Consider the following 14341-nt stretch of genomic DNA (forward strand, 5'->3'; position numbering starts at 1 on the left):
TTAATCTTCTAAAACGACATCTAAAGTCATCATTTCTGGTGTCTTTAACATCTCAATAAAATTCATGCTAAGCGTGACCGTTTTTCCATCGTTACTAATTTTAGCATTCTCATTAGTCACCGATTTAACAGGTTTTGGGAAATTATAAACAAGCGTATAACTCATAGACTGAAACATCTCTTTCGATTCTTCTCCCATTTGAGCGATCTCATTATTTAAGCCCTCTAAATCTTGATTTGAGTCCTTATAATCTTCTTTTAAACGTCTTGAAAACGTTTTACCATCATAGGTAAAATCCAGATATTCAAACATGCCTTGAGAAGCTTTCGCTACTTCACTATCTCCCATTTTAGACATGGTTTGATCATTTGCAGAATTAAAAGATTTGGCTTGTTCAATTTTCTCTAATGCTTCAGGAAGTTCGGCTAAACTTTTAAACTTAGAACCAACGCCAATATTAAAAACACCCTTTTCTTCATCCATTTTCATTTTCATAACAATGTCTTCTAAAGACTTAATGCGGTCTTGTTCTTCCTGTGGAAGTTGAGCAATACTATCGGCTTTTTCAACCAGCATATCATTGAAATAAAACACACTATCAATTTTTACTTTTTCTTTACCTTCTTTTTTATTACCACCTCCCATTTGCTCTTCCATAGTTCGCATCACTTCACTCATATCGTAGCTCATTATAAACTCTCCAGAACCATCTTCATTAAAAGTGATTTCTTCAGTAAAGTTGCAACTGGTTAATAAAAAAAGGCTTGCGAATAAAAATAAATAATGCTTCATTGTAAATAATTTATTGAATTAGTGACGCAAAGATACAATTTATCTTTCAGGATTATTAAGAATTACTAATGCAGCAATAACGCCAGGAACCCAGCCACAAATCCATAATAAAAAAACAATAAATATAGATCCGCAACCTTTTCCAATAACAGATAACGGCGGAAAAATGATAGCCAGAATGACTCTCCAGAAACTCATAATATATAATTTGATGATTGATGTAATTATAGGACGTCTATTCACATTATTTGTTACATTTCAATAAAATATAGTAGTTTAGTGCTGTGAGATTTATACTATATATTATTATTTTTCTTTGCTTCGGAAACCACGCCTTTGCTCAATATCTTTTTAAAGGTCATATTGACAACGAGCGCTGGCAAAATGAAGTATACTTATCTGTAATTGAAGATTATCGGACGCTTGATGCTATTAATGATGAGCAAATCATTACGAAAGTGTCGACCGATGCTGCAGGATTTTTTCAGTTTAAAGGCAATCAACTTGACGACGTACAAAAAATCTACAAGTTGCACGTTGATAATTGCACCTCTTTTAATCAAGGCAGCAATCATTTTGAAGGGCACTGTACCGACAGCAATGCTATTTTATTTATTGCAAAAAGCACAGATACAATCTCATTTCCTTTATCGTTTGACGCGCAAATGTTTTGCGATATCGAATCGACCAATCCAAAAACGGCGGCTTTTATAAAAATAGATTCATTAAAAGAAGAAATGAAATTTGCCTACTCTGAATTTAGGAGCAAGGCGAATCGCGATCTCAATAACAAAAAATGGTTTAAAACACTTCAGGATTTTGGCTACAACCTCAACGAACCTTTAGCCGAACTGTACATTTATACTTTTTTATCAGACCGAAGTCATCAGTTTCATAATTATTATTTAGAGGATTTAAAAACAAATAGCTATTATGATGAATTATTGGAACGATTAGAAGATGCGTATCCTGATTCGCCTTATGCAAGGCAATATAAAGCGGAGTTGAATTCTGATAAATTCATCGTACAGCCTTCCGAAGCTACAAATAACCTGTTTTGGGTTTATATACTCATTGGTATTTGCCTCTTTTCTATCGCGCTTAATTTCTGGCTTCTCTATTCAGCAAAAAAGAAAAAAGCACAACAGCAAACTACAGCTAGAGAACAACTCACCAATCAAGAACAAAATGTATTGGATCTTTTACTAAACGATCATAGCAATAAAGCTATTGCCGAAACTCTTTTTGTAAGTGTAAGCACCGTAAAAACACATGTAAATAATGTCTATAAGAAACTTGACGTTAATTCAAGAGACGAATTAAAAACGCTGTTTTCCAGGTAGTTACAAAATTCAACCCAGGTACTAGTACCGATTTCCACCTTAATTTTTACCAATTTTACATCTATAAGTTTGATGTTTGTTTCATAGTAATCATTTAAAAATATCAATTATGAAACGAACTTTAAACATTGTAATCGTATGTGTATTGGCACTAAGTTTTTTTAGTGTTGCACCTATTAAATTTAATATACACGACTCTAAAGTCGCTGTTATTACATTTAAAACTGAAGTTGTTGACTACGGAACCATCATTCAAAACTCCGATGGCACAAGAGCATTTACATTTACCAATACAGGTGATGCGCCTTTATTAATAACAAATGTAAAAACCAGTTGTGGTTGCACCGTCCCAAGTTATTCTAAGACCCCGATTCAGCCTGGTGAGCAAGGTGAATTAAAAATCAAGTATGACACCAAAAAGCTTGGAGCATTTACGAAGACCATAACGGTAACGTCTAATGCTGAAGGCGGTAACAAAATCCTTAAAATCAAAGGAAACATCATCGCTTCAAAATAAGCTTTTAGCCATCATAGCTGTCCTGTTAAGTGCAGTCGATAATAAAAAGTAATATATCGCCTGCACTTAAACAGACAGCTTATTTTTCATCAATCAAAAAACGTACATTATGAAAATACACATGACTTGCCTCATCGTTGCCTTAACCTTTGTGTTTCAGATAGAAGCGCAAACTCTAAATCTTGAAATCAACAACGAAAACGATCAGCCCTTTTTATTAGGGAAAATTGACAAATCAGGATTAACGTCAGAACATTATAACAGCTGGTTTTCAAAAAACTATGAAGACTATGATGTCGACCAAACGACTATTGAAGCTTTAAAACCAATCTTAAAAGATTATCAAATCACACTGTTTATGGGAACTTGGTGTGGTGATAGCAAACAAGAAGTTCCTCGGTTTTATAAAATTCTTGAGGCTTGTAATTTTCCTGAAGACCAACTCACAGTAATCGCTCTAAGCAGTAAGCCTTATATGTACAAACAAAGTCCCAATCACGAAGAAGCAGGCTTAAATATTCATCGCGTCCCCACCTTTATTTTTTACAAAAACCGAAAAGAAGTCAATCGCATTGTAGAGCATCCTGTAAAAACTTTAGAAGAAGACATGCTTAATATTGTCACTAAAAACGATTACAAATCCAACTATCAAATTGTAAGTAAAATACATTTAATTTTAAAGGAAGATGGTCTTAACGGATTAAAAAAACAAAGCCGAAAATTAATCAAAACCTTTAATGCCAAAGTGTCCAGTATGTTCGAATTAAACACTTATGGTCGCATCTTATATGCTAATAACAACATAGCAGAAGCCATAGAAGTCTTTAAATTGAACACTAAACTATTCCCAAATGAACCTAGAACCTATATGAGTTTAGCCAACACTCTAGGCGTTTATAGTCATACTGAGGAAGCTATTCAAACTATCGAAAAAGCCATGCAGCTATTTCCAGATAACGACGACTTGGTCAAAAATCTTGAGGCTTTAAAAACGCGATAAATCCAACTTCAAATAATAACACCGTTAGGTTGATAAAACCTAGCGGTTTTTTTGTTCTAATTCTTGTAAATAATGTAATTTTGCAGCTTAAAATACATTTAGCATGCAGCTTTCAGAACAAGAATTAGTAAGACGCGATAAACTCGCAAAATTAAGAGCCTTAGGAATTAACCCGTATCCAGCAGATTTATATCCTGTAAACCACACGTCTAAACAGGTGAAAGACATGTATGAGGATGGTAAGAAGGTTATTATTGCTGGGCGATTAATGTCTCGACGAATTCAAGGAAGTGCAAGTTTTGCTGAGTTACAAGATAGTGCAGGAAGAATACAAGTGTATTTCAACAGAGACGAAATTTGTACTGGCGAAGACAAAAGCAAGTACAACGACATTTATAAAAAACTTCTTGATATAGGAGATTTTATTGGTATTGAAGGTGAACTTTTTACCACTAAAGTTGGAGAAAAAACAGTCATGGTTAAAGACTTTACATTATTAAGTAAATCTTTAAAACCCTTACCATTACCAAAAACCGATAGCGAAGGCAATACCTTTGACGAATTTAATGATCCGGAGTTACGCTACAGACAACGTTATGCCGATTTGGTCGTCAACCCAAATGTGAAACAAGTTTTTGTAAAACGTACAAAGCTATTTAATGCCATGCGTGAGTTTTTTAACAACTCAGGCTATTTTGAAGTTGAAACGCCCATACTACAACCTATTCCTGGAGGTGCCGCAGCACGACCTTTTGTAACGCACCATAACAGTTTAGATATTCCGTTGTATATGAGAATTGCAAACGAGTTATATTTAAAACGTCTTATCGTTGGTGGCTTTGATGGTGTGTATGAGTTTTCTAAAAATTTCAGAAATGAAGGTATGGACAGAACTCATAATCCTGAATTTACAGCCATGGAAATCTATGTATCCTACAAAGATTATAATTGGATGATGGATTTTTGCGAACGTCTTTTAGAACATTGTGCAATGGCCGTAAACGGAACTACTGAAGCAACTTTTGGCACACATAAAATCGACTTTAAAGCACCTTATGCTCGAGTCACTATGGCCGATTCTATAAAGCATTTTACCGGATTTGATATTACAGGAAAATCGGAAGCTGAAATTCGTCAAGCTGCAAAAGATTTAGGTGTCGAAGTTGATGAAACTATGGGCAAAGGGAAATTAATAGACGAGATTTTTGGAGAAAAATGCGAAGGCAATTATATCCAACCTACGTTTATTACTGATTATCCTAAAGAAATGAGTCCTTTATGTAAAGAACATCGCGATAATCCAGAACTAACAGAACGCTTTGAATTGATGGTCTGCGGAAAAGAAATTGCTAATGCCTATTCTGAATTAAATGACCCAATCGATCAACGCGAACGCTTTGAACACCAGCTTAAATTAGCGGCAAAAGGAGATGATGAAGCTACCGAATTTATTGACCATGATTTTTTAAGAGCATTAGAATACGGAATGCCTCCAACATCTGGTATGGGAATTGGAATGGACAGACTTATCATGTTTTTAACGAATAATCAATCCATTCAAGAAGTATTGTTCTTCCCTCAAATGCGACCAGAACGCAAACAAGTTGAGATGAGCGAAGAGGAAAAAGCTGTTTTTGCTATTCTGAAATCTAATTCGCCAATCGATCTTAACGATTTAAAAGCACAATCTGGATTGAGCAATAAAAAATGGGACAAAACAATTAAAGGTTTAACCGGAAAAAAAGTTGCTAAAGTCTCAAAGACTGATGATGGTTTGCATGTTGAAGTGTTATAAATCTGAGACCATTTTAACTTAACTATAATAAAAAAGGAATTGCATTACTGTGATTCTTTTTTTATTTGTAACACTTATATTTATACCTTCAATAACAATTCTAAATGCTAAAATACCAACAAATCAAGCTTAGCTATGTGGTTCCTGTCTACTTAGATCAAAACCTCGACGCTTTGCATCAGCTGCTTAAAACCTATGAAAATTATAATGCCTCACTTTTAAAGCAGATACACTTTATTTTTGTTGATGATCATTCTCCTGTCGAAGTAAAAATCCCTAAAAACTGTAAGCTCAATTATACCTTAGCTAAAATTTCAACAAATATTATCTGGAATCAAGGTGGCGCAAGAAACCTGGGAGTTCATCTGGCAAAATCTCAAAAAATGTTGCTTACCGATTTAGATCATACATTTCCAGAATCTGTTTTTGAATTTTTAATTAAGGCTAAGGTGCCCAATCATATTTTTACCTTTAAAAGAATTCGAGATAATGAAGTCACTATGCCGCATTTCAACACCTTCTTTTTAAGTAAAAGCACCTTTTATAAATCACTTGGTGTTGATGAAGAGTTTTGCGGACATTATGGTCACGAGGATGTATTCTTTATAGAATTTCAGAAACGTTTAGGCACTAAATTATATACATACAAACATCAAACTCTGTTCTCCCACGAACATAAAAACTCTAAACAGCCACAACATCAACTCCATAGGGATTCTAGCATTACAAAACCATTATTCGATGCAAAGTGTAATATTTTAAAAGACAAGAATAGAGATCCTTTTGATGCCCACAGCCGATTATTTTTAAACTTTGAATGGCATCAAGTCGAAGAGCACATTAAGCTTTAAAAGGAATAGCAAAGACTAAACCTTCATTGACTAAAGCTGTAATTAAAGGCTTTAGATTGGCTTCTTTAATATCGCTTTCAAAAAGATCATTTTGTACCAATTGCTCAAATTCTAATTGCTCAGCAGGCGCTTTAAATTCTAATAAAAGCTCTTTTTCCTTGGTATTCAACAGAAAGCCACGATTGGTGTTTTTAATCACTACTTCAGGATTAAATATAAACTTGATTTTTGTATTTTGGTCTGCTTCCATACTATTTTGAAGTAATTTATAAACTGCTGCAACAGCTTTATTAACTGTAATCGAGTGTAAACAAATACGATGCTCGCAAGCAATGGCTATATCGTATTTACATTTAATATTACAATGTCCTGGTTTTCCCCAAACCACTTCTCGGTTTTCTGCTAAAGTGGCCCAAGAACCTGGTCCCGTTAAACCATGAAACGAAACAGAAGGCACGTTGTAAACACCAGCAAAATGTGTTATTCCAGAATCATTACCAATATGAAATGTTGCACCAGAAAGACAAACAGCAACTTCATCTAAATTTCCAGTTTCAATGGTAACTCTGTCGATAGCTGCAAAATGTTTAGGCTCTGGATCATTAGGACCAATAATAACTGTACAACGGTACGTTGGAAACTTTTTCAGAAGCACTTCAATTAATTCGACATAGCGTTCGGTTGGCCACCATTTGGGTTTAAAACCTGCACCAGGATGTACTGTAAAATACGGTTGTTCTGTATTGGTATTACTTTTAAAATACGGGAATCCAGAATACGAATTATCAGCTTCAGGATGCATAGTTGCTATAGCATCAATATAGTGCTTTAAAGCGTGCTGTCTTAATTTATGATGTGTTTCATAATTAATAACACCTACATTTCTAAAACGTCTGCTTTTAGGATAATTCCCTAAATTTATAACTTTATCATAAGCCGAAAGGTCTGTCGTTTCAATATCCTTTATCGACATAAAGTTTAGGTCTTTGGTATGCGCCTTAAATACTTTAATCAAATTATCTGGCAATGCAACGGTAACTTGTTCTGAGACAGCTTGAAGTTTGTTAATCGCAGGAATAGCTATAAACTGATCGCCCAAACCTCCATAGCTTTTATATATTAAAGCGTGTTTAAACTTAGGCGTTGTTACTGTTTTTCTTAAGGCTAGATTGACCTGCTCCCAAAAATAAATTGGAGCATTTTGCATAAGTTGTCTGCCTTTTTCAATAGCATTGGGATAGAAATCATAGGAAAAAGTACCAACCCTTTCGTTTGAAATTATTTTAGCTCCAGACAAAAACGCTTCCGCTGCAACGCGCCCAGAAGGTTCAGGCCAGCGTGGTTTAAAGAAAAAATATTCTGTTTCGCCTAAGGCTTTTAAAATTTCAGTATTTGTTGTTTTTTCTTTAAAGCTAATATTATTCGGAATTTTCCGACGCAAGCGGTTTTTACCATAAACTGTAATGTGCTTTTCTGGATGGGTTTCGGCATATTCCAACAATTCATGTCCACCTTTAATAAATTTAATATCGCCTAAAAATAAGACCTCATCTTTCTTTTTTTCTTCGGAAACAGATAGCGCTTCAACCTGTATTGGTGGCGGAAGTACTATGTGATTGGTCACAGCTTCACCATACAAACGCTGGTGGTATTCAAAATGCATTGGTGATTGAAAAACGTTGAGTTTAGAATTGACAAAAAGATTTCGATACTGATGAAACCTATTTGTGTCACAGCAATTCTTAACTTTGGAATCTACATAACAATATATACTGCGCTTGGCGCAAAGTCCATAGTCATGTTCCCATTTTACATATGGAATATCATGTGCGATTAAATGCGTGATTAATTCAAACTCATAATCGCATTTAACGATATTATTCACAATGGCAACATCACAATCTGAAAGCCAAGTTTTAGTCTTTTCAAAATTGGTTAAATCGTCATAGAATATAGTATAACCAAGAGATTTTGCCGCATCAATAATTTTCTTATTAGATAATTCAGCGCCACCAATATAGTCCATTTCTACATCGTGTAAAAATGCAACTTTTAGCATATAAAAGGGTTTATAAAGAAATGAGAATAAAGTGACTATTAGTAGCCATCATCATAGTAACCATCATCGTAATAGCCATCATCATAATAACCATCATCGTAGTAACCATCGTCATAATAGCCATCATCATAATAACCATCATCATAATAACCGTCATCATAGTAACCATCATCGTAATAACCATCATCAAAAGAATCATCATCACTATCAGAACTACAAGAATTTAAAATGACCCCTGTTAGTGAAATGGTTGATGTTACTAAAATTGCTTTCCCGCTATTTTTTAAAAAATCTCTTCTTTTCATATGGTTTACTTAATAAGCTGACAAGATAAAAAAAAAGTTTTAGTTTAAAAAACATCCATCAGAGTTTTATTACAACAATAACTGCTATATACTGCATATCAATAAGATACAAAACAATTATCTCAACCACTCTAAACACCTCTAACAGCAACTCAAATACACCTAATAAATTCTTTTCAAAGTTAAAATTAGGCATCACGACGAAATAATCTTTTGCGTAAAAAAGAATTTTACTACATTCGCAACTAGCTATAAATCAGAAAAACAACCCAAATGTTTAAAAAAACCTGTCTACTCCTCTTATTCATAAGTGCTGTCGTTTCTTGTAATAATGACGATGATCTTATTGCTGCTTGTGATAACGTTACTAACGTATCTTCAAACACTATAACTAACAATTCTGCAACCATTACTTGGGAAGCTTCTAATGCTTCAGCCTTATACACTTTAGAATATGGTGTTTCGGGATTTGCTCTTGGCAGCGGTATAACGGTTTCAGAATCAGACACAGACGCAGAACTCACAGAGCTTCAAGCCAACACAACCTATGATGTTTACATTCAAACTATTTGTAGTGCATCTAACACAAGCATGTATACCGATGTATACAGCTTTACAACTTTAGCGCCAAGTGTGGTCACTGAATTCAGACCTACAATGTCTGAAATGAATTTATTCGCAGGAACTTTAGAAGATTTACAACCAACACCTTATGCCTTTGAATACGACTTAAACACAGCATTATTTTCAGATTATGCTCACAAACAACGTTTTATCGTATTACCTGAAGGAGAAAAATTAACCTATGATGGTGAAGGCTTACCGCTTTTCCCAGATAACACCTTAATAGCTAAAACATTTTATTTCAATAATGATGAAACCGATTTATCTCTAGGGAAACACATTATTGAAACCCGAATCCTTATTAAGATTGATGGTTCATGGGAAACAGGAGATTATGTATGGAATGAAGCTCAAACTGAAGCCGTTTTAGACTTAGATGGCGGCATTGTTCCTGTCACTTGGATTGATGCTAATGGTGAATCAAATAGTATTAACTATGAAATACCATCTGATACCGATTGCTTTACCTGTCATGCGACTTATGGTGAAAAAACACCAATTGGACCAAAACTACGAACACTTAACTTTAGCGTAAACGGAACGAATCAATTACAACAATTAATTGATAATAATCTTATCGAAGGGCTTACCGATCCATCATCAGTTAGTGTATTGCCTAGATGGGATGATGCTTCGCATTACTCACTTGAAGAACGCGCCAGAGCTTATTTCGACATCAATTGTGCGCACTGCCATATTCAAGGTGGTTTTTGCGAAGAACAATCTACCTTAAATTTAGCGTTTGAAACTGCTTTTGAAGAATCGAATATCTTACAAAGAAAAAACAGTATTTTAACAAGAATTCAAAGTACAATTCCTGAATACGGAATGCCTTATATTGGAACTACAATTCTTCATGATGAAGGTGTTGACCTTCTCATTGAATATTTAGATTCTATTTAATAAAAAAAACATACAATCATTTTCTAAGAGTCACTTTATAGTGGCTCTTAGTGTTTTAAGTCGTTATATTTAAGTTAAAATAGCATTAACTTTTTCTACACAAAACTAGATTGCTTATTTTAGGACACTAATTCAAAAAAAATCAACCACATTGAAAAACTTTTCTATTAAACTACTTCTTGTAGTTTCAGTATTCTTTGTTGCTGCATCATGTTCATCAACAAAAAAAGCAAGTAAATCAAAAGCAGGCGCAACCGCTGCCAAAGCTCCAGCTAAAAAACCTGGAAAGAATGACATTAAACCTTATAATAAGGTAATTACTAAAGACGCTAAAAGCGATGCCGGACTATTCACTGTCCATTCATTAGACGACAAATTCTACTACGAAATACCAGATTCTCTTTTTGACAGAGAAATGTTAATGGTGACTCGTATTTCTAAAACTGCCAGCGGATTAGGTTTTGGTGGCGGAAAGCAAAACGAACAAGTACTTCGTTGGGAGAAAAAAGGAAAAAAAGTTATTGCTCGCGTTGTATCCTACAACGTAACAGCAGCAGACTCACTTCCAGTGAATGAAGCTGTTAAAAACTCTAACTTTGAACCTGTACTATACACCTTCCCTATTCAAGCCTTTAGTAAAGATTCAACAAGCACTGTCATTGATGCAACACCTTTATTTGAAAAGGATGTTAAATCATTAGGTTTACCACAATTTAGAAGAACGCCGTATAGAGTTACGCGTTTAGAAAGTGATAAATCATTTATCGAAAGCATTAAAAGTTACCCTAGAAATATCGAAGCGAGACACGTTAAAACTTATGCTGCTGGTCGTCCGCCTTCAAACTCTAGCACAGGAACTATTTCTATTGAAATCAACAATTCCATGATTTTATTACCAGATACACCAATGAAGCGTCGTTATTTTGACGAGCGTGTAGGATGGTTCACAAGTAGCACAACCGATTATGGTCAAGAAGATCAAAAAAGTAAATCATTAACTTACTTAGATCGATGGAGATTAGAAGTTAGAGATGAAGATATTGCCAAATTTAATCGTGGTGAATTAGTAGTTCCTAAAAAACAAATTGTTTACTATATAGACAGAGCAACACCTGTTAAATGGAGAAAATATATCAAGCAAGGTATCGAAGATTGGCAAGTTGCTTTTGAAGCTGCCGGATTTAAAGACGCTATCATTGCTAAAGATCCGCCTACAGTTGAAGAAGATCCTGAATGGAGCCCAGAAGATGCGCGCTATTCTGTTGTAAGATATTTAGCATCTCCAATTCCTAATGCTAATGGACCTCACGTAAGTGACCCAAGAAGTGGAGAAATTTTAGAAAGTGATATCAACTGGTATCACAATGTTATGTCATTATTACGTGGCTGGTTCTTTGTGCAAACTGCTGCCATCAACCCAGATGCTCAGAGTCCGCAATTTAAAGATGAAGTTATGGGACGATTAATTCGTTTTGTATCTGCTCATGAAGTTGGACATACTTTAGGTCTACCTCATAACATGGGAAGCAGTGTGGCGTATCCAGTTGAAAAACTACGTGATGCAGCCTTCACAAGAGAATATGGTACAGCGCCATCAATCATGGATTATGCACGTTTTAATTATGTTGCACAACCTGGTGATGAAGGCGTTGCTTTAATGCCAAATATTGGTATTTATGACAAATACGCTATTGCTTGGGGTTATAAGCCTATTTTAAATAAATCTGCTGAAGAAGAAAAACCTATTTTAAACCAATGGATACTAGAGCACGCAGGTGATCCTATGTATCGTTTCGGACATCAACAAGCTGGTGATGTTGTGGATCCAAGTTCGCAAACTGAAGACTTAGGTGATGATGCCATGTTGGCTAGTTCTTACGGAATTAAGAACTTAAAACGTATCGTTCCTAACTTAATTGAGTGGACTACAGAAGCTGGTGAAGACTATGATGATTTACAAGAAATGTACGGTCATGTAGTATCTCAATTTAACCGCTACATGGGTCATGTCTCCAATAATATTGGTGGTGTTTACGAGCACTACAAAGCAGCCGATCAGCCTGGAGCAGTTTACACTCCTGTACCTAAAGCGAAGCAAAAAGAAGCAATGCAGTTTATTCAGGATAATTTATTTACAACGCCAGATTGGTTAATTAACAAAGACATTTTTGATCGTATTGAATTTACCGGATCTGTAGAACGTGTTAGAGCAATACAATCAAGAACACTTAGAAACATTATTAGCTTAGGTAAAATGCAACGTTTAACTGAAGCCCACACCTATGATGATAAGGCTTATTCACTACCAGAAATGATGAGCGATCTTCGTAAAGGTATTTGGAGTGAATTACGTACCGGTAGGAAAATTGATACTTACAGACGTAATTTACAACGTGCGCATATTGATAGATTAGGCGAAATGATGACGGCTGAAAACCAAAGCGGAAGATCATTCAGTCCTTACGTCAAAGTAACTGCTGTAAATACGAGTCAATCTGATATTAGAGCTGTGGTAAGAGCAGAACTAAAATCATTACGCAGCCAATTACGTTCGGCTCGTGGTGCTGATACCTTAAGCAGAATGCACATTGCTGATGCTATAGAGCGTATTGACGCAATTTTAAATCCGAATGGATAAAACAAATAAAACGTTTTGACATCTTAGCTGTTAAGACGATAGATATAAGAAAAGCTTCAGAGACCTCTGGAGCTTTTTTTATTTTATATTTACATGCGCTTAAAGCCTATAGAATGAAAATAACGCACCAAAAATACCCAGAGCATCATTTAGCCAACGAAACCGAACGTGGTGAAAACCTAGGAATAGATTTTATATTATCTTCAATTTTAGGTGTTGGCGCTGTGGTCATTTATTTTTTAATAATTGACGACTATGAACCCATTCCTTTTAAAATTAAAGCCACCGCTTTTTTAATCTATCTCGCTGTGCGCTTTGCCTATTACTTTTGTTTTGAAGCCATTTACGGCAGAACACCTGGGAAGTTTCAAACACAAACCAAAGTCGTTGATAAACATGGAAACAAACCGAACTTGTTTCAATTATTAATACGAAATTTAGTTCGGTTTATTTCGGTGCTTTCTGGTATTAGTGATGACGAACGAGCCATTCACGACAGCGCATCAAACACTTTTGTTGTTCAGGATAGTCAACTTAAAAGAATTGAATCCAGACAACCAATGATCGTTCTTTTCAATCTTTTAATAAGTGTTTTTTGGATCTACTACTTAACGAGAACAGCGGGAAAATCTGCTGAAGAAACAGCCTTACTCATAGCGCTTATTTTAACTACAGTTTATGCTATTGTTGTTGGCTTTAGGAGAATTGGCAAGAAATCAAACCTTAAAAAATACAGATAACAATCGCTAAAGAATGTGGTCTATTCCGTTAAGATAATCTTCAAATTCTATCAAATTATTATGGCTTCCGCCTTCAATCGTTATAAATGTTATGTCCTTTTTTGAAGCAACAGCTTTTAATTTTTCTGCGGAAGTATAAGGCACCACCTTATCTTCTGTTCCGTGGAAAATGGTAATCGGACAATCAACATTAACAATAAATTCGTTGGAAGGAAACTTATACTTCAGCAATATTGCTACCGGAAACACAGGAAATCGGTGCTTTGCCACATCCAGGATACTATAATACGGTGTTTCAAGAATCAACTGTTTCGGTTTGTTTTTTGACGCCAGATAGGTCGCTATTCCCGTACCTAATGAGCGTCCATAAAGCGTTATATCACTTTCAGAATACTGCTTCAGCAGATAATCATAACAGTATTGGGCATCGTCATAAAACGCCTGCTCGCTCAGTTTGCCTTTACTTTTTCCGTAAGAACGGTAATCCATAATAAAGACATCATAGTGTTTGTCGACAAAATATTCGGTAATTGTTCCCCAGCGACTCAAATCACCAGCGTTTCCATGGAAATACAAAATCACACCCTTAGGCTTTTCGGCTTTAAAATGAATGGCATTTATGGAAACATCCTCTGTGGGTTTCAAAAATAATTCTTCGAAATCAGCCTTGAATTCGAACTGATATTCCTGCTCCAAAACCGTTGGGAGAAACAATAATTTTTCTTGTAAAAAATAAAGTGATGCGCCTATCATAACATATAATATCAAAAGTAT

13 protein-coding genes are annotated in these 14341 nt (G+C 35.1%); 8 read left to right on the forward strand and 5 right to left on the reverse strand.

The genetic code is table 11. From position 1 onward, the window contains the following. Both N4270_RS00150 and N4270_RS00155 read right to left on the reverse strand, forming a co-directional pair. Positions 1-792, reverse strand: coding sequence for a hypothetical protein (locus N4270_RS00150; RefSeq protein WP_260094772.1), 792 nt, complete (start codon positions 790-792; stop codon positions 1-3). Between the two features lie 39 nt (positions 793-831). Further along, a complete protein-coding gene (locus tag N4270_RS00155) occupies positions 832-990 on the reverse strand; it encodes a YqaE/Pmp3 family membrane protein (protein ID WP_230936973.1) in 159 nt (52 codons plus the stop codon). 86 nt (positions 991-1076) lie between these two features. Here N4270_RS00155 and N4270_RS17170 point away from each other — a divergent pair, with 86 nt between their 5' ends. The 5 genes from N4270_RS17170 to N4270_RS00180 all read left to right on the forward strand — a co-directional run bounded on the left by N4270_RS17170 (position 1077) and on the right by N4270_RS00180 (position 6298). Continuing rightward, positions 1077-2135 (forward strand): LuxR C-terminal-related transcriptional regulator, encoded by a 1059-nt coding sequence (locus N4270_RS17170; protein ID WP_260094773.1) that lies wholly within the window; start codon positions 1077-1079, stop codon positions 2133-2135. A gap of 109 nt (positions 2136-2244) precedes the next feature. Beyond that, the gene (locus tag N4270_RS00165) at positions 2245-2652 is read left to right on the forward strand and encodes a DUF1573 domain-containing protein (protein WP_260094774.1); all 408 of its coding nucleotides are present in this window, start codon (positions 2245-2247) and stop codon (positions 2650-2652) included. A gap of 109 nt (positions 2653-2761) precedes the next feature. Next, positions 2762-3652, forward strand: a complete 891-nt coding sequence (locus N4270_RS00170) for a thioredoxin family protein (protein WP_260094775.1) — start codon at positions 2762-2764, stop codon at positions 3650-3652. A gap of 103 nt (positions 3653-3755) precedes the next feature. Continuing rightward, complete coding sequence (lysS, locus tag N4270_RS00175) at positions 3756-5447, forward strand: lysine--tRNA ligase (RefSeq protein WP_260094776.1); 1692 nt, start codon at positions 3756-3758, stop codon at positions 5445-5447. Between the two features lie 104 nt (positions 5448-5551). Further along, positions 5552-6298, forward strand: coding sequence for a glycosyltransferase family A protein (locus tag N4270_RS00180; protein WP_260094777.1), 747 nt, complete (start codon positions 5552-5554; stop codon positions 6296-6298). On the opposite strand, the gene N4270_RS00185 is transcribed toward N4270_RS00180, so the two are convergent. After that, positions 6288-8357 carry a glycosyltransferase family 9 protein gene (locus N4270_RS00185; protein ID WP_260094778.1) on the reverse strand — a complete coding sequence of 690 codons (2070 nt, stop codon included), beginning with the start codon at positions 8355-8357 and terminating at the stop codon, positions 6288-6290. The genes N4270_RS00180 and N4270_RS00185 overlap by 11 nt on opposite strands. A gap of 38 nt (positions 8358-8395) precedes the next feature. After that, positions 8396-8662: a hypothetical protein gene (locus N4270_RS00190; RefSeq protein ID WP_260094779.1), complete on the reverse strand. Its 267-nt coding sequence runs from the start codon at positions 8660-8662 to the stop codon at positions 8396-8398. Positions 8663-8935: 273 nt separating this feature from the next. Between N4270_RS00190 and N4270_RS00195 the strand changes: the two genes are divergently transcribed. The 3 genes from N4270_RS00195 (at position 8936) to N4270_RS00205 (ending at position 13567) form a co-directional block, all read left to right on the forward strand. Next, positions 8936-10189 (forward strand): fibronectin type III domain-containing protein, encoded by a 1254-nt coding sequence (locus N4270_RS00195; RefSeq protein WP_260094780.1) that lies wholly within the window; start codon positions 8936-8938, stop codon positions 10187-10189. Between the two features lie 151 nt (positions 10190-10340). After that, on the forward strand, positions 10341-12827 hold the full coding sequence (locus tag N4270_RS00200; protein WP_260094781.1) for a zinc-dependent metalloprotease: 2487 nt from the start codon (positions 10341-10343) through the stop codon (positions 12825-12827). Between the two features lie 113 nt (positions 12828-12940). Continuing rightward, on the forward strand, positions 12941-13567 hold the full coding sequence (locus N4270_RS00205) for an RDD family protein (RefSeq protein WP_260094782.1): 627 nt from the start codon (positions 12941-12943) through the stop codon (positions 13565-13567). Between the two features lie 6 nt (positions 13568-13573). Here the strand turns inward: N4270_RS00205 and N4270_RS00210 are convergent, their stop codons facing one another. Next, a complete protein-coding gene (locus N4270_RS00210; protein ID WP_260094783.1) occupies positions 13574-14320 on the reverse strand; it encodes an alpha/beta hydrolase in 747 nt (248 codons plus the stop codon). Positions 14321-14341 lie beyond the last annotated feature (21 nt).

Source organism: Psychroserpens sp. SPM9, from assembly GCF_025153525.1.
GTDB lineage: Bacteria > Bacteroidota > Bacteroidia > Flavobacteriales > Flavobacteriaceae > Psychroserpens.

Bases quoted from the DNA above. Each gene is read 5' to 3' on its own strand.
- N4270_RS00150 (WP_260094772.1), bottom strand. From the start codon at position 792: ATGAAGCATTATTTATTTTTATTCGCAAGCCTTTTTTTATTAACCAGT.
- N4270_RS00155 (WP_230936973.1), bottom strand. From the start codon at position 990: ATGAGTTTCTGGAGAGTCATTCTGGCTATCATTTTTCCGCCGTTATCT.
- N4270_RS00165 (WP_260094774.1), top strand. From the start codon at position 2,245: ATGAAACGAACTTTAAACATTGTAATCGTATGTGTATTGGCACTAAGT.
- N4270_RS00170 (WP_260094775.1), top strand. From the start codon at position 2,762: ATGAAAATACACATGACTTGCCTCATCGTTGCCTTAACCTTTGTGTTT.
- lysS (WP_260094776.1), top strand. From the start codon at position 3,756: ATGCAGCTTTCAGAACAAGAATTAGTAAGACGCGATAAACTCGCAAAA.
- N4270_RS00180 (WP_260094777.1), top strand. From the start codon at position 5,552: ATGCTAAAATACCAACAAATCAAGCTTAGCTATGTGGTTCCTGTCTAC.
- N4270_RS00185 (WP_260094778.1), bottom strand. From the start codon at position 8,357: ATGCTAAAAGTTGCATTTTTACACGATGTAGAAATGGACTATATTGGT.
- N4270_RS00190 (WP_260094779.1), bottom strand. From the start codon at position 8,662: ATGAAAAGAAGAGATTTTTTAAAAAATAGCGGGAAAGCAATTTTAGTA.
- N4270_RS00195 (WP_260094780.1), top strand. From the start codon at position 8,936: ATGTTTAAAAAAACCTGTCTACTCCTCTTATTCATAAGTGCTGTCGTT.
- N4270_RS00205 (WP_260094782.1), top strand. From the start codon at position 12,941: ATGAAAATAACGCACCAAAAATACCCAGAGCATCATTTAGCCAACGAA.
- N4270_RS00210 (WP_260094783.1), bottom strand. From the start codon at position 14,320: ATGATAGGCGCATCACTTTATTTTTTACAAGAAAAATTATTGTTTCTC.